Annotated in this window: 22 protein-coding genes; 7 read left to right on the forward strand and 15 right to left on the reverse strand. The window is 34.8% G+C overall.

All coding sequences use genetic code 11. The annotated features are described in order from the left end of the window. Genes thiF through thiH form a run of 3 tightly spaced genes read left to right on the forward strand, consistent with a single transcriptional unit; the run spans position 1 to position 2,513 of the window. Positions 1-597, forward strand: coding sequence for a sulfur carrier protein ThiS adenylyltransferase ThiF (thiF, locus tag HMPREF0391_RS05180; RefSeq protein ID WP_002835869.1), 597 nt, complete (start codon positions 1-3; stop codon positions 595-597). Beyond that, positions 587-1,351 carry a thiazole synthase gene (locus tag HMPREF0391_RS05185; protein WP_002835870.1) on the forward strand — a complete coding sequence of 255 codons (765 nt, stop codon included), beginning with the start codon at positions 587-589 and terminating at the stop codon, positions 1,349-1,351. The genes thiF and HMPREF0391_RS05185 overlap by 11 nt, the downstream gene beginning before the upstream one ends. 7 nt (positions 1,352-1,358) lie before the next feature. Then, complete coding sequence (thiH, locus tag HMPREF0391_RS05190) at positions 1,359-2,513, forward strand: 2-iminoacetate synthase ThiH (RefSeq protein WP_002835871.1); 1,155 nt, start codon at positions 1,359-1,361, stop codon at positions 2,511-2,513. Between the two features lie 96 nt (positions 2,514-2,609). On the opposite strand, the gene HMPREF0391_RS05195 is transcribed toward thiH, so the two are convergent. After that, on the reverse strand, positions 2,610-3,641 hold the full coding sequence (locus HMPREF0391_RS05195) for a PDDEXK nuclease domain-containing protein (RefSeq protein WP_002835872.1): 1,032 nt from the start codon (positions 3,639-3,641) through the stop codon (positions 2,610-2,612). Positions 3,642-3,751: 110 nt separating this feature from the next. Between HMPREF0391_RS05195 and HMPREF0391_RS05200 the strand changes: the two genes are divergently transcribed. Further along, positions 3,752-4,327: an ECF transporter S component gene (locus HMPREF0391_RS05200; protein WP_002835873.1), complete on the forward strand. Its 576-nt coding sequence runs from the start codon at positions 3,752-3,754 to the stop codon at positions 4,325-4,327. A 105-nt stretch (positions 4,328-4,432) separates the two neighbouring features. Next, complete coding sequence (locus HMPREF0391_RS05205) at positions 4,433-4,690, forward strand: AbrB/MazE/SpoVT family DNA-binding domain-containing protein (protein WP_002835875.1); 258 nt, start codon at positions 4,433-4,435, stop codon at positions 4,688-4,690. Between the two features lie 64 nt (positions 4,691-4,754). Here the strand turns inward: HMPREF0391_RS05205 and HMPREF0391_RS05210 are convergent, their stop codons facing one another. From HMPREF0391_RS05210 to HMPREF0391_RS05255, 10 genes are all read right to left on the reverse strand, one after another. Next, positions 4,755-5,033 carry a type II toxin-antitoxin system YafQ family toxin gene (locus tag HMPREF0391_RS05210; RefSeq protein WP_002835876.1) on the reverse strand — a complete coding sequence of 93 codons (279 nt, stop codon included), beginning with the start codon at positions 5,031-5,033 and terminating at the stop codon, positions 4,755-4,757. Then, positions 5,030-5,302 carry a type II toxin-antitoxin system RelB/DinJ family antitoxin gene (locus HMPREF0391_RS05215; protein ID WP_002835877.1) on the reverse strand — a complete coding sequence of 91 codons (273 nt, stop codon included), beginning with the start codon at positions 5,300-5,302 and terminating at the stop codon, positions 5,030-5,032. Before HMPREF0391_RS05215 ends, HMPREF0391_RS05210 begins: the two co-directional genes overlap by 4 nt. An 81-nt stretch (positions 5,303-5,383) precedes the next feature. Continuing rightward, complete coding sequence (locus tag HMPREF0391_RS05220) at positions 5,384-5,695, reverse strand: hypothetical protein (RefSeq protein ID WP_002835878.1); 312 nt, start codon at positions 5,693-5,695, stop codon at positions 5,384-5,386. Between the two features lie 46 nt (positions 5,696-5,741). Continuing rightward, a complete protein-coding gene (locus HMPREF0391_RS05225) occupies positions 5,742-7,553 on the reverse strand; it encodes a heavy metal translocating P-type ATPase (RefSeq protein ID WP_002835879.1) in 1,812 nt (603 codons plus the stop codon). Next, positions 7,553-7,768: a cation transporter gene (locus HMPREF0391_RS05230; protein WP_002835880.1), complete on the reverse strand. Its 216-nt coding sequence runs from the start codon at positions 7,766-7,768 to the stop codon at positions 7,553-7,555. Before HMPREF0391_RS05230 ends, HMPREF0391_RS05225 begins: the two co-directional genes overlap by 1 nt. 43 nt (positions 7,769-7,811) lie before the next feature. Further along, a complete protein-coding gene (locus HMPREF0391_RS05235) occupies positions 7,812-8,213 on the reverse strand; it encodes an ArsR/SmtB family transcription factor (RefSeq protein ID WP_002835881.1) in 402 nt (133 codons plus the stop codon). A gap of 55 nt (positions 8,214-8,268) precedes the next feature. Next, positions 8,269-8,997, reverse strand: coding sequence for a biotin--[acetyl-CoA-carboxylase] ligase (locus HMPREF0391_RS05240; protein WP_002835882.1), 729 nt, complete (start codon positions 8,995-8,997; stop codon positions 8,269-8,271). Then, positions 8,997-9,905 carry a radical SAM protein gene (locus tag HMPREF0391_RS05245; protein ID WP_002835883.1) on the reverse strand — a complete coding sequence of 303 codons (909 nt, stop codon included), beginning with the start codon at positions 9,903-9,905 and terminating at the stop codon, positions 8,997-8,999. Before HMPREF0391_RS05245 ends, HMPREF0391_RS05240 begins: the two co-directional genes overlap by 1 nt. 122 nt (positions 9,906-10,027) lie before the next feature. After that, the gene (locus HMPREF0391_RS05250; RefSeq protein WP_002835885.1) at positions 10,028-10,387 is read right to left on the reverse strand and encodes a desulfoferrodoxin family protein; all 360 of its coding nucleotides are present in this window, start codon (positions 10,385-10,387) and stop codon (positions 10,028-10,030) included. A gap of 56 nt (positions 10,388-10,443) precedes the next feature. Continuing rightward, positions 10,444-10,698: a hypothetical protein gene (locus tag HMPREF0391_RS05255; protein ID WP_196218484.1), complete on the reverse strand. Its 255-nt coding sequence runs from the start codon at positions 10,696-10,698 to the stop codon at positions 10,444-10,446. Positions 10,699-10,872: 174 nt separating this feature from the next. Between HMPREF0391_RS05255 and HMPREF0391_RS05260 the strand changes: the two genes are divergently transcribed. After that, positions 10,873-11,439 carry a helix-turn-helix domain-containing protein gene (locus HMPREF0391_RS05260; RefSeq protein ID WP_035109160.1) on the forward strand — a complete coding sequence of 189 codons (567 nt, stop codon included), beginning with the start codon at positions 10,873-10,875 and terminating at the stop codon, positions 11,437-11,439. Next, positions 11,403-12,257, forward strand: a complete 855-nt coding sequence (locus HMPREF0391_RS05265) for an IS3 family transposase (protein WP_035109162.1) — start codon at positions 11,403-11,405, stop codon at positions 12,255-12,257. The genes HMPREF0391_RS05260 and HMPREF0391_RS05265 overlap by 37 nt, the downstream gene beginning before the upstream one ends. Here the strand turns inward: HMPREF0391_RS05265 and HMPREF0391_RS05270 are convergent, their stop codons facing one another. From HMPREF0391_RS05270 to HMPREF0391_RS05285, 4 genes are read right to left on the reverse strand one after another with little or no spacing between them, the layout of a single operon-like run. Beyond that, entirely contained in the window at positions 12,258-13,214 is a 957-nt protein-coding gene (locus HMPREF0391_RS05270) for an MFS transporter (protein WP_002835887.1), read from the reverse strand. After that, positions 13,214-13,885, reverse strand: coding sequence for a hypothetical protein (locus tag HMPREF0391_RS05275; RefSeq protein ID WP_002835888.1), 672 nt, complete (start codon positions 13,883-13,885; stop codon positions 13,214-13,216). The genes HMPREF0391_RS05270 and HMPREF0391_RS05275 overlap by 1 nt, the downstream gene beginning before the upstream one ends. Continuing rightward, the gene (locus HMPREF0391_RS05280) at positions 13,875-14,627 is read right to left on the reverse strand and encodes a hypothetical protein (protein WP_002835889.1); all 753 of its coding nucleotides are present in this window, start codon (positions 14,625-14,627) and stop codon (positions 13,875-13,877) included. Before HMPREF0391_RS05280 ends, HMPREF0391_RS05275 begins: the two co-directional genes overlap by 11 nt. Next, on the reverse strand, positions 14,620-15,504 hold the full coding sequence (locus HMPREF0391_RS05285) for an ABC transporter ATP-binding protein (RefSeq protein WP_035109362.1): 885 nt from the start codon (positions 15,502-15,504) through the stop codon (positions 14,620-14,622). The genes HMPREF0391_RS05280 and HMPREF0391_RS05285 overlap by 8 nt, the downstream gene beginning before the upstream one ends. Positions 15,505-15,531 lie beyond the last annotated feature (27 nt).

Below are 15,531 nucleotides of genomic sequence, written 5' to 3' on the forward strand. Positions count from 1 at the left end.
ATGCAGGAGATTTTTAAAAGACAAATCCCCGAACACACAGACATTTTCAGAAAATCCAAAATTCTGATCCTTGGCTGTGGTGGTTTGGGTACCAATTCATGCTTTTTACTTGCAAAATCAGGCATTGGCACCATCAAAATCGTGGACTACGACACAGTTGAATATTCCAATTTGAACAGGCAAATCTACAGGCCAACTGATGTCGGCAAGTACAAGGTCAACGCATTCAAGGAAATTTGCGGTGAGTTCTTGCCATTTGCAAATATATCTGTTGAAAACATCAAAGTTACTGAAAGTAACATCGACGAATTGACCGACGGCTACGATATCGTAATCGAAGCGTTCGATGACGAATACGCAAAGTCATTGGTGTTGGAGCATTTTATCGGAACTGACAAAAAACTAATATCGGTGTCTGGAATTGGCGGCGTGAAAAAATTAGATATGAAAATTAAAAAAATGAACAATATTGTAGTTTGTGGCGATTTTGAAACGAAGACCGACATCGGTTTGTACTATCCAAACGTGATGATGGCGGCAAGTACACAAGCTATAATCGCACTTAATTGGTTATTGGAGGAAAATAATGGAAGATAAATTGATTTTGGGTGGCAAATCTTTTGACTCAAGATTTATACTTGGATCTGGAAAATACGATCCCAACCTTATCAAAGCTTGCGTGGAATCTGCAGGCTGCGAGATGATTACTGTGGCACTTAGACGTGCAAATACAGACGATACGAAAAATATTTTGAACTTTATTCCAGAAAATGTGACGATAATTCCGAACACTTCTGGAGCGAGAAACGCAGACGAAGCTATTAGAATTGCAAGACTTGCGCGAGAAATGGGCTGCGGCAATTTCGTAAAAATAGAAATAATGCGTGACAGCAAGTACTTACTTCCAGACAACGTCGAAACGTTGAAAGCTACGAAAGTTTTGGCTGACGAAGGATTCGTCGTTATGCCTTATATGTATCCAGATTTGAACTTTGCGAGAGATTTGAAAGAAGCTGGTGCAAGTTGTATCATGCCATTGGGCTCTCCGATTGGATCCAACAAGGGACTTGCAACCAAAGATTTCATCCAAATCATCATCAACGAAATTGATTTGCCAGTTATTGTGGATGCAGGAATCGGCAAACCATCACAAGCGTGTGAAGCCATGGAAATGGGCGCAAGTGCAATCATGGCGAACACTGCCATCGCTACAAGCGGCGACATCAACAAAATGGCAGAAGCTTTCGCACTAGCAATCAAAGCGGGAAGACTAGCTCACATCGCAAAACCAGGCAGAGTTTTGGAAACGGGTGCTGACCCTTCATCTCCACTCAGAGATTTCTTTAAGTAGGCGACAAATGGAAGAATTCAAATATTTTAGCAATATGCAAGACATTCATTCGGACATTTACAATCAAATATCAGAAAAATTATCTGAGGTAAAATCAGTAAATGTAACGGCAGATGATGTCAGAAGAACTTTGGGAAAAATCAAAAACAACGAAGCCTTGGATTATTTCGATTATTACAACATGCTAAGCGATTGTGCCATTGATTTTATAGAAGAATTGGGAGAAATCTCACAAAAACTCAGACTACAATATTTCGGAAACAACGTGTACTTGTTCAGCCCACTTTACATCGCAAATTATTGCGAAAACAGCTGCAAGTACTGTGGATTTAGAGCGAAATCAGATATCGTCCGTGCGAAACTTACCATGGATGAAATAGAATCAGAAATGAAACAAATGAGACGCGAAAAAATCGAAGACGTTTTGATTCTAACAGGAGAATCGCAAAAATACTCCTCGGTGGATTATATATGTGATGCCGTAAAATTGGCGAAGAAATATTTCCGTGTAGTTGGCGTTGAAGTGTATCCTACAAATGTTGAAGATTACAAGAAACTTCACGAAGCAGGCTGTGATTTCGTCACAGCTTTCCAAGAAACATACAACCCCACAAACTACAAATTCTACCACCCAACTGGACACAAATCTTGTTTTCCTTATAGATTAGACACACAAGAACGCGCAATCATGGGAGGAATTCGAGGCGTAGGATTCGGAGCATTGTTCGGACTTTCCAATGGAATTGAAGACTGTTTTTGTTTGGGAATGCACGCAAATTTGTTGCAAAAAAAATACCCACACGCAGAAATCAGCATATCATTCCCACGAATTAGACCGACAAAAAACGAAGAAGATTTGAACATAAAAGAAGTTCCTGAGACAAAATTGATGCAATTTATAATCGCAACCAGAATCTTCTTGCCATTCGCGCAAATCACAATCTCTACCAGAGAATCCAACGAATTTCGTAACTTGTCACTCTTGATGGGAGCTACCAAAATCTCCGCAAGCGTCGACACAGGAATCGGAAGACGTAATGACGAAAAAGATAAAGGCGACGAACAATTTTTGATCAACGACACACGAACAGTCGACCAAGTAGAAAAAGATTTGGCCAAGTACAACTTGTATCCTGTGTATAGCGACTATATTGATGTGTAGAAATTTATATATTACAATAAGCCCACATTCGTGGGCTTTTTTAATCCTTCTTGCAACAAAAAAGAAGTAGATTTTTTCTCTACTTCTTCTTATAATTTATTTTTCCTTGTATCTTTCTATTACTTTCTCAACTTGTTCTTCTAGCTCTTTTCTGTTTGGGATATACAAAGTGTATTTTGATGCGAATATTTTATTTGATAAGTTTCCTAATGCGTATTCTGCTTGCACGCCGTCCTTATCTGTACATAAGATTATCCCTATCGGCTCATTGTCCATCTCATCATTGACTTCTGATTTATAATAATTGAGATACATATTAATTTGACCTACTGCTTCTGGCAATAGCTTCGTTGTTTTTAGTTCGATTAAGACATAAGACCTTAAAATCTTATTGTAAAATACCATATCCACATAATAGTGGGTGTTGCCTAGTGTTACCCTTTGCTGGCTGCCTACATACATAAAACCCTTACCAAGTTCTAGCAAAAACTTTTCAATATGATCTATCAGTGCCTTTTCTAAATCACTTTCCATCATTGGCTTTTCTTCTGGCAATCCTAAAAATTCAAACACATAAGGGTCTTTTACAAGGTCAGACGGCTTATTTATTTCATTGCCCTTTAAGGCTAGATCTAATACTTTTTCTTTGTTCTCTTCTCCAGCTGATAAGAGCAACCTTTCAAAAAGTGATGTTTTAATTTGTCTTTTTAGTTCTCTTACTGACCAGTTTGCGTTGATACTTTCTTTTTCATAAAAACTTCGTTTTTTCTCATCGCTAATGGATAAAAGCTCACAATAATGAGACCAGGTCAATTTGCCAGACAGTGTCTGGCAAATTGGATAGGATAAATATAGGTTTCTCATATTCTGTAAATTAGACCTTGAAAATCCTCTTCCATATTCCTTTGTAAGTTGTCTTGATAAGTCATTTATAAGCTCTTTACCATACTCTGCTCTTTCTGAATGACCTTGCTCATCTTCTACGATAATACGTCCAATCTCCCAGTAAGTTTGCACCAAAATATTATTGACTTCTCTTGCAACTTCATTTCTTGCCTTATCCATCAATATTTTGATGCTATTAAAAACATCATCATGAACTCTATCTATGTTGTTTTTGTTATTCATACAAAGCACCTCTTTGACCTCTTAATTGCTATAATTATATCATAAAACAATTGACAATCTATCACATTAACCATACACTTGAAATATAATTATTTTAAGGAGGGTTTTGTTTGGACAGAAAAACTCACAAGCTTGTTCAATGTGCAGTGCTTGCTGCTTTGTGTTTCATCACGTTCACGTATTTGCAAATCAAGGTGCCAGTTCCTGGTGGAGATTTTACATCTATCCATTTTGGTAACGTGTTCTTGGTTTTGGCGGCGCTTTTACTCGGCGGACTTTACGGTGGACTTGCTGGTGCAATCGGGATGACTATTGCGGACATTATGGATCCTGTGTATATTTTGGTTGCTCCGAAGACTTTCGTGTTGAAGTTATGTATTGGTTTGATTGTGGGAGCAATCGCTCACAAATCCAAGAAAATCAACGAATCTAACGACAACAAATACATTTTAAAGTGGGCTGTTATTGCTTCATGTGCGGGAATGTTGTTCAACGTGTTCGCTGATCCATTTGTAGGTTATTTTTATAAATTATATGTCTTGGGTCAACCACAACAAATAGCATCTGCGTTGGCGAAAATCAGCGCCGGTGTAACTTTCTTCAATGCTGTTGTGACTGTTATCGTTGCAAATATTTTGTACATGGCAGTGCGTCCAGTGTTGAAACGATCACATTTATTGGATTAAAAAATGCGTCAGATTTTACTCTGATGCTATTTTTATTGACAGTTTAAATAAAAGATATTACAATTAAGTTAGAAAGTAGGAAATTCTAACTTGAGAGGTGATAATATGTTAGTTGAACTTAAAGCAAAGTCGCAAGTGACAATTCCAAAAGATATTGTGAATTCTCTTGATTTGAATCAAGGAGACCAGTTTGAAGTAATGGAAGAATACGGCAAGATTATTTTCGTCCCTGTAGCTGTATATCCAGAACGTGTGATTGAAAATTTAAAAAAATCCGTTAAAGAACTAAAAGTTTCGATTGAAAATGGCGACCAACCTGTTTTTGACAATATTGATTCTCTTTTTGAAGAGTTGGACAAATAATGAGCTATAAAATAACTTACATAGATTAAATTAAAAAATGCGTCAGATTACTCTGACGCTATTTTTATCTGAAAAGTTCTGAATGCGATCCGACTCTGTTTAAGATTAAAACAAGAATATCATTTCTTATTTCATAAATCAAAATCCAGTCTGGTTCTATGTGACATTCCCTCGTATTCTTGTAATTACCAATAAGACTGTGATCTCTGTATTTTGTATCCAAAGTTTGTCCATCAGCTAAAAGTTCTATCACTTCAAATAGTTTTTCGATATTTTTATTCTGTTTTTTCGCAATTTTTACATCTTTTTTGAATTTACTAGTGAACTTAATTTCGTATTTCATATTTCAAGAGCTTTTTTCAATTCTTCGATACTTACGTATCCTTCGATTGTTTTGTCGTCTGCGATTTTTCTTCCTTCTTCAATCGCAAGTTTTGTTTCATCGTTTACAGAATCGATTTTTAAATCGAATGGGATTCCATTTTCTCTTATCGATGTTCTCAAAAACATATTTATTGCCGTTGTCATATTAAGCCCCAACTCTTGAAAAATATTTTCTGCTTTTTCTTTAATTTCTTTATCAGTTCTAATATTTAAATTAACAGTTGACATAATAGACCTCCTTATAAATATATTCTAATCCATTTACGATAAAACATCAACATTTATTCGTGTAATTTCATTACATTGTCATTACCCTATCGCTATAAACACGATTGCTAGTATCAACGCTAATAATCCTACAAGGATGCATTTTCTACAAGTAGATATTCTTTTCAATATCATTTCTTTTTCTTTTTTGGTAAATTTTCTGTTGTTTTTTCTCATCAAAATCCTATCCAACGCTACTGGCTGACGATTATTTTGTGAGATAGTTTGCCACACTTTTTCTGAGTTGACGTTTTTTCTAATCTTGGCGATTGCCAATATTTTAGATATTGAATAAATCCCGTAAATGAGTGCTATTGCAAATATTCCCAAAAATACATAGCCTACTATTTTCATTTTATCATCTCCTTTACGATTAGTATAAATGAGATTTCGATTTTACTCAACTAACTCGCATAGCTCTGAATGAATTCAAAATAGCAAGCACTGTAACTCCGACGTCTGCGAAGATTGCAGCCCACATGTTTGTAAGTCCAAGTGCCGATAATATTAGCACAATTATTTTCACACCGATTGCAAAATACGCGTTTTGTTTTGCGATTTTGAGTGTTTTCTTTGAGATTTTGATTGCTTGGGCGATTTTCGTTAGCTCATCTGTCATGATTACGACATCGCTCGCTTCAATTGCCGCATCGCTTCCGATTTGTCCCATGGAAATTCCGACATCACTGAGTGCAAGCACTGGTGCATCGTTGATTCCGTCTCCTACGAATGCAACTTTTCTTCCTTTTTCTATCAATTTCTTTACAATTTCAACCTTATCTTGTGGAAGTAGCTTGGATTTGTATTCGTCAATTTTGAGATTTTCTGCTACTGATTTGGCTACAGATTCTCCATCACCAGTTAGCATGTAAGTTTTTTCGATTCCGACATTTTTCATATCAGTTATCGCTTGGGCGCTGTCTTGTTTGACTTCGTCGGCGATTCTGATATATCCCGCAAATTTTCCATCTATCGCAACGTATACAACAGTGTCTGTAGTATTTATCGGTTCAAATTCAATATCTTTTAAAAGCTTAGCATTTCCTGCTAGGATATGTTTGCCATTTATCACAGCTTGTATCCCTTGGCCTGCGATATTTTCTGCAGATTCCAAGTTCAAATATTCTTTGTCCCCATAATAATCAATGATCGATTGTGCGATTGGATGGTTGGATGATTTCTCAGCACTCGCAACGTATTTTAGCATTTCTTCATCTGAAATATCAAATGATTTTGCTTCTACAACTTTGAACACACCTTGTGTCAATGTTCCAGTTTTATCCATAACAACAGTGTCTGTTTCTGCAAGCTTTTCGATGTAGTTACTTCCTTTAACCAAAATCCCTGCCTTGCTGCTCGCACCGATTCCTGAGAAAAAGCTCAACGGAATACTAATTACAAGTGCGCAAGGGCACGAAATTACAAGGAATGTCAATGAACGATACAACCATGTTTGGAAAGGTTGTTTCAATATCAAAGGCATCAATATCGCAAGCGCTGCTGCGACCAATACTACAACAGGAGTGTATACTCTTGCAAATTTCGTGATGAATTTTTCTTGTTTACTTTTTTGGCTGGATGCATTTTCAACCAAATCCAAAATCTTCGTCACTGCAGAGTTTTCAAAATCCTTCGTAACTTTCGCATTCAAAACCTTGTCCATCACGATGTATCCCGACAATAGTTCCTCGCCTTTTGCGACAGTAATTGGAACACTTTCTCCAGTCAACGCCTTCGTGTCAACCATGGAGCTTCCATCTACTACCACGCAGTCCAACGGAACTTTCTCTCCTGGTTTGACTACGATAATATCTCCAACATTCACATCGTAAGGATCCACCTTATCGTAACCATCTTCCGTTTTCAAATTCGCAAAAGTCGGTGCAATGTCCATCAATTCCTTGATAGAATCACGAGATTTCCCAACGGCCTTGTCTTGGAAAATCTCCCCGATTTGATAAAAAAGCATAACAGCAACACCTTCGGCGTATTCTCCAACGAAAAACGCACCCAAAGTTGCAATCATCATCAGGAAATGTTCGTCAAATAACTGACCGTTTTTCAAATTCAAAAACGCTAACTTTATTACTGGAATTCCTACAATCAGATAACTCACAGCGAAAGCCGCAAGTCTTGCGTATGGTTGTTTGATAAAAAATCCGATTACAAAAAATACCGCCGAAGCTATCGTTAATTTTATTTCCTTATTCATTATTTCACTTCAACATAAGGCTCAATTGATTTGATGATGTCCTTTGCTTGATCCAACACAGAATCAAACTTATCATCTTCTACATCCAACACCATTTTTGTAGTGATAAAATTCACAGTGACAGAATTTACTCCGTCCAATTCCTTGATTTTGTCTTCCATTTTTGCTGCACAATTTGCACATCCCAAATTTTCTAATGTATATCTTCTTTTCATAACTTTCTCCTTTTTGTTTTTTTATTTTTTTAAATTATTGTCGTTATTCTTGCACGTGTACCATCGCAATGTCGAAGATTTCTTTCACATGATCATCCGAAATCGAATAATACACAACTTTTCCTTGACGTCTAGTCTTCACAATGTTGCTTTGTTTCAACACTCTCAATTGGTGGCTAATTGCAGATTGGCTCATATTCATCACAGCTGCAATGTCGCACACGCACAACTCTCCGCTTTCCAACGCCATCAAAATCTTCACCCTTGTTTGATCTCCGAAAATTTTGAACATATCGGACAAATCGACGATCAATTCGTCATCTGGAAGCTCATTGATAGCTTTTTTCACATTATCCTCGTGAATTAGCGTTACTTCACATTTTTCATCGTTGAATTTATCTATATCTATCACATCCTTTATATGAACATATGAATACTTGTTCATTTGTTAATATGATAATATCATTTTATTTTTAGTTTGTCAATAAAAAAAAGAGATTTTATAAAAAAATCTCTCCTATATTTAAATCTTCAATTGTTCCGTCGTCGTATTTTACTTTCAAGCTAAAATCATCGTTGATATTCATTGCAACAGCTTTTACATAATCGCCATTTTTGTGGACTTTGATTTCGTTACCGATGAAGGTGGCTTTGTTTCTATATTTTTCGACCAAACTATCCTTATCTTCGCTCCAAAATCTCTTGAAATTCTGCATTATTTTTATTACCAAATCTTCTCTTTTATCTGTATCATCTTTCTCTTCAATGAATCCCGCCGTATCTTTTATATCTTCTGGAAAATCAGATTTGTAGACGTTAATTCCAACACCAACCACAATATCGTGGCAGATATTTTTCTCCACCTTGCATTCCGTGAGTATGCCACAGATTTTCTTGCCGTCAAGCAGAACATCATTGACCCATTTAATCGACGTATTCACGTCAAACACCTTGTCAATTGCATAGCTTACAGCAATTCCCATAATTGGTGTGATGAATTGCGATTGTTGAAATGTCATTTCTTCATTTAACAAATACGAAAAATACAATCCATTTTTTGGCGAGAAAAACTTTCTTCCATATCTTCCCTTGCCCTTCGATTGAAAAAATGCAATCATCAACGTATCGTCTTGCTTTTCATTCAGAATTTCATTATTTGTAGATGTGACTTCTTTTTTAAAAATCACCTTATTTATTCCAGTTTGTTCCTTAATTTTTTCCGTATCCATTAACCTTCATCCCATCTATCCCATTTTTTACGTTCTTTTTTATTCATTTCCTTGTCATCATCTTCTAGTCTTTGTTTCAAAACAGCGATAATTTCATCCTTCTTATCTGGAATTACAGATGTCACAGCCACTGCCTTCGTCTTGTGAGTTCCATTGTAGATGCATCTTTTGTTCAAATTTTTTACAAGCATTATCTCCTCAATGATTTGCTGTCTGATGGACACTCTCTTGAAATCGTGATTTCTCACATTTTCTACCAATTTTGCATTCTTGAACAAAACCAAATTCACAACAACAATTTCAAACGGATTCACCTTGTTCAGAAACTCTGCAGTCTTCATTATATGTTCACGAGAATGTTCTTCTCCGCCAAGCCCAAGCATAATATATGTCGAGTATTTTATCCCAAGATTATCGAGCCTGTGAAGAGCCGTCAATTGTTCATTCGATGTGACGCCTTTTTTGTGATAAGAAAGCACCCAATCACTTCCCGATTCAATCCCAATGCAAATACGATCAAGCCCCAGATTTTTAAGTTCCAACAATTCTGCATCAGTTTTTCTGAGAATATCATCGCTTCTGGAAAAACACGAAACGTATTTCATATTTGGAAAATTTTTTTTGATTTCTTTCAAAATCTCCATCAAATAATCATTCTTCAAACACAAGGCATTGCCCTCTAAAAGCGTGAACTTTTTCGGAGTAAACCTCTTGTCCTTGTAAAAATCTTTCCTGTCACATATATATTTCTTCACATCTTCAATGTCAAAAACCTTGAATTTTTTCCCAACATTCAAATCACAATAGATGCATTTTCCGTAAGAACAACCCACCGTTACGGGAATCATCTCGTTGTGCATTTCGGGCATCGGAGTGTACATATATCTATCGTAAAATCCGTCAATCATTTAATCACCTTTGTTTGATATTTTACAAGTATTATAACACAAGTTGTGTTTTTAATTTATTTGTACTATCCAATTTCACCCACGAAAAAAAGGACTCATCAAAGAGTCCTTATTATATCAAACTATTTTACTTCTTCAGCGCTTTCCCATAAACCGTGGATATTGCAATAACTTAATGCGAATACTTTACCTGGTTTAGTAGATTTTACATAAGCGTGAGCGTGTGGTTTAGTGAATACTTCGCCTTCGCCGTGTGCTGCTGCTTGGTAAGAAGCTACTTCTACTGGGAATTTTTCTCCTTCTGGTTGGAAGAATACTTTAATCCATGCAATGTGGTGTTCGAATGTGTTTGGGTGTTCGATTTCTTCACCTACGATTGCGCATACTTTGAATCCGTCGTCTTTTTTATCAATATGAATAACTGGAACGTGTTTTTCTGCTTTCCAATCTCCAGATTGAACTGTTTCTGTTAATTTAGCCATTAATATTACCCCCTATAAAATTTCTTACAGAGTATTTATACCCCAATTACATTAAACTAATCATTAATTACATCTGGGTTTAGTTCTTCAAGTCGGTTAATATTTCTATTCAAAAGCATCATCACACAAATGATAAGAAGAATAGTTCCACAAATCACAAATAACAGTCCAATTCCTCTGCCATTTCCAACTCCAATTATCTTCCCGATAAAAGTTTCAGATAATTTGCCGCCCTTTACCAAAAGTGGGTTGAACACATTATCCGCCAAAAATCCAGCCAAAATAATCGCTATAGGTGTGATAATCTTCATTAGACAATCTACCAGTGAGCCCACTCTTCCTAGCATTTTCGTTTCTATTTTCAATTGCATCAGTGAACCGAAAGTTCCATTTGCATAAGGAGTAGGAATCATAAATAAGAAAAATCCCACAGCAATAATGATATGTACCCTCTTTACTGGACATCCAGTAAGGAGGGTATTTTTATGAAATATAGTTATGAATTTAAAAGAGAATGTGTGCAGTTGTATAGAGAAGGTAAATGGCCTAATACACCTGAAGGAGTTAAAGAAAAGAGATTTCATGACACAATTAAAGAATGGTTTAAGTTAGAAGAAAAGCATGGTCCAGAAATTTTAAAACATGGAAATAATATCGAGTGGACAACTGATGAAAAGCTAGAAGTGGTCAGCAAAGTATTAGCTGGAAACACAATAGGTTCTGTAGCAATTGAAATCGGAATTAATCGTGGACAACTTTATTCATGGGTTAACAAGTATAAAAATTATGGATATAATGGTCTTGTAAATAGAAAGAGAGGTTGTAAATCTAAAAATACAAGCATGAAAAAGAAAAATATCCATAAGCCAAGGAAACTTAATGAATCTGAAAGAGAAGAGCTCATAAGACTTAGAGCGGAAAATGAATATATAAAAGCAGAAAACGAAATAATAAAAAAAGAGATCGCCTTGAGAGAAGAACGTTACGCTGCGCAACTCAAGGCGAAAAAGCAGCGATTGTCAAAGAACTTAAAGAAAAAGGATACAGACTAAACTATCTTTTAATAGCGATTGATTTGCCAAAATCAACATACTACTTTGAACTGAATAAAGTGGATAAGATAAAAGTTAAGAATCGCCCTATCGCAGATAAAATAACCGAAATATTTAACTTGCACAAAGGAAGATATGGTGTAAGAAGAGTGTATATGGAGTTAATAAATCAAGGGTATGTAATAAATCATAAAAAAGTTCAAAAGATCATGCATGAGCTAAAACTATTTGGGAAAAGGTCTAAAGAGAAATATCACTCATATAAGGGAAAGATAGGTAAAGTTGCAGATAATATCATCAATAGAGAGTTCAAAGCAGACAGACCTTTACAAAAATGGACCACGGATGTATCTGAATTTAAATTTTCTTGGGGTAAATGCTACATATCTCCAATACTTGATATGTATAGCAATGAGATTATCTCATATGACTTATCTCTAAGTCCTAATTTAAAACAAATATCGAATATGTTAAGAAAAGCATTTAGCAAATTTCCAAAATTAAATAACTTGATACTACACTCAGATCAAGGTTGGCAATACCAACATAAATATTATGTTAATGAACTAAAAAAACATGGTATAAGACAATCAATGTCAAGAAAAGGGAATTGTTACGATAATTCTATTATGGAAACATTCTTTGGAAGATTAAAAAATGAAGTTTATTATGGCTGTGAAAAGAGCTATAGCTCCTATGAAGAATTTTCTAAAGCAATAGAAGAATACATCTATTATTACAATAACGAAAGAATTCAATCAAAAACAAAATGGATGCCACCTACAAAATATAGGTTAGCATCCACTACAACTAATTAATTAAATATTGTGTCCAGTTTTATGGGTACACATCATAACAATCCAGCTGTAATTTATTCCCATAACAATCATACCAATAGAGCAAATTATTAAGCTTAGGAAAATCGATCTTACTTTGTTTTTCTCGCTTGGAATTGCGCCAGAAATTATTCCACCTAACACCATTGCAATTCCCGACACAGAATTCACAAGCCCGTAAATTTTTGTGTCATAATTACTCATTACCAACGGACCAACCAATACCATTGCAATATTTGCCACAAAATTCAATATTGAAAACACAGCTATTATTTGTATAAATCCCTGTTTTTGTTTCAACACTTCAAAAGCTATTTTCAAGTCACTAACAATTGTCTTAGTAAAATTAGATTCCTTAACTTCTTCGATTTCTTGCTCGATTTTTTGTGGTAAAATCGTCAAAATAGCCACGAAGAAAGTTACAAAATCAATTGCAAATAATCCCGTCAATCCTATAAATGGAAATAACGCACCTGCAATCAACGGCGCAAGCATATTTTGAATTGCCCTGATAAGTTGCATAAAACCATTTGCTCTTGGAATATCCTTCTTTTCAACCAAAAGTGGAATCGTCGCGTTGAATGCTGGATTTTGGAATGTACCCAAAGTTTGCGACAAGAATGTCAATGGATAAACCATCCACACTTTCATACTTCCTGTCGCAAGTAAAATCATAAGTATAACTTTAAGTACAGCATCGAGCGAATCGGTTAACACTATAATATGTTTTCGTTGTTTTCTGTCTGCCATTGATCCTGCAAATGGCGCAAATATAATTCCTGGTAAAATTTGTACTAAAAATGTCATCGCAAAAGTCGTAGCACTTTTTGTCATCATGAAAATCCACAACGATAATCCAAATGATGAAATCCCCGACCCAAGCATAGACACAAATTGCCCAAACCATACCACCATAAATTTTTTAAATTTTTCGTTCATTAGAATCCCCTATACTGTAGTTTCGTTCTTGCTTTTTTCATAAAATGATACGCCACAGCATATAAAAGTATCAAATTCAACACAATTTTCTTCATATCCGCTTGATTTCCCACAATTATTTTTCTGATTTCTTGTGTTATTGTGAGTTTGTATCCAAATATCAAAAACGCTGTTGTGATAAATCCAGTAAATGATGCGACTCTTTCGTAAATTAATGTAAGTGCCATGAATAAGAAGAACACACCATACATTAGAATTAATGAAAAGATTATCGCTAGTATTAAATTAGGCTTGAATTGTATTATCCCATTCAATCCATTTCCCGATAAAAATATTACAATCGAAAATAAAATCGCAGCTTTTACTAACCAAACGATGCTTCTTTTGAAATAAATCATTACAATGCTAGTTCTAGATGAAATCATATTAATCAGCCCGTCGCTTTTGATTTCAAATTCTATGGATTTAACGAGTTCAAATAACACTGTTTGCAACAAATACCATATCAAAAAATATGTGAATGATTCGTTGTTCCAATTATCCGTTGATTTTAGCATAAATGAAACGCCCGCAAGCATGATAATATCCGATATTAGCTTTGAGAAATATTCGATTTTATAGTTTTTGTTTTCGTCGATGTATTTTCGTAATTCTCCGTATTTATATCCCATACAAATTACCTCTTTTCATGCTTGTTTGAATGTTTTTGTCGTATGAAATTTTGACCAAAAAGGACAATACAACAGCTTGTATCAAAAGCTGTATTATCAAATCATATCTCACATTATTCAGTTGTAATTGTGTGAAGATTTCACGAGCGTTGTTAAATGGGAATATCATTTTATTAATAAGTACAAGTGCTTTGTTGTTGACTTTTACTGTAATATCTCCGAAAAACAACATATATGTTTCAGCCAATGCCACAAAACTTCCAAGTCTTTTATATAATAATGTGAAGCTTGATAAAAAAGTGCCTAATTGATAAAGTATGAACACAGACACAACCATCACTAAAATTATTATAGGAATGTGGTTGAATTTCGAATAATCAAAGTCTACTGATACAAATATCAGTGTGAATATCACTATTACTTTTATCGTATTCATCAAACATTCCACTAAATTTCTGTACAAAACAACAGATAGTATCCCTGTTTTTGATTGGACAATTGATATCAGTGTTCTGTCTGTTATTTCGTTTTGTATCAAAAACGTTGGTGATTCAATCGCATAAGTAGCATAATACCACAATATCATCATCAAAAACACGATTTCTTTTTCTTTTACAAACAGCCCATCTATGATGAAAAGTGCCATCAAAAGCACTGCGATGTTTGCAAATATGACGTTGAATTTGTATTTTTTGATTTCTGAGAAATCTCTGTTAAATTCCAATAACAATTTACTAAACATTTGAAATCACCCTGAAGTACACATCTTCTGCATTTAAAGATTCTTTTCTCATACTTATGATGTCACAGTTTTTCAGTAGAAATTCCTTCTCATCTTCATCGTAAACTGACAGTATAATTGAATTGTCGGTAAATTCGTATTTCGTTTTCTTCAAATTATCTAGTAGATTTCTGTTGGTGTTTTCTATTTCAATGATGTCTTTTTGTAAATCTTTTGAATCAAACAACTGTTTTGATGGTTTATCCAGTACGATTTTCCCTTCATTTATTAGGATTAATCTGGAGTTGATGTTTTTCATAAATGATAGGTCGTGACTTGTGAAGATGACTGTCTTTTGGTCTTCAACTGCTATTTTGTGTAGAAAATTCAACAAAATATTCATGCTATTGATGTCCAATCCATTTGTAGGTTCATCTAGGCAAATTATGTCTGGATTGGTTAGAAGTGTCACTATGAGCGAAAGTTTTTGACGATTTCCTTGCGATAATTCGGAGACTTTTTTGTCCTTGAACTCTGTAAAATCGAGTTTGTCCATCAAATTATTCACTTCATTTTCATTGTAATTAACGTGGTTTAGTCCGAGAAAATACATAATGTTTTCAGTGGCTGTTAAATAATCGTAATATCCTCCACCACTTTCGAGCACAAGTTTGGTGTGTTCTCTGATTTTAGAATTTTTGTTGGATATATTATCAACCATACATTCTCCTTGGTCTTGGTACAATAATCCACACAAAATCTTAATTAGTGTGCTTTTACCGGATCCATTTTTCCCTATAATTGAAACTATTTCGCCCTTTTCTATTTGCAAATTCTCAACGTCAAGTACAGTATTTCCGTCGAATGATTTTTTAATATTATTAAATTGTATATACATTTGTTGCCTCTTATCTATGTAAATTGG

Source organism: Finegoldia magna ATCC 53516 (assembly GCF_000159695.1).
Taxonomy (GTDB): domain Bacteria; phylum Bacillota; class Clostridia; order Tissierellales; family Peptoniphilaceae; genus Finegoldia; species Finegoldia magna_F.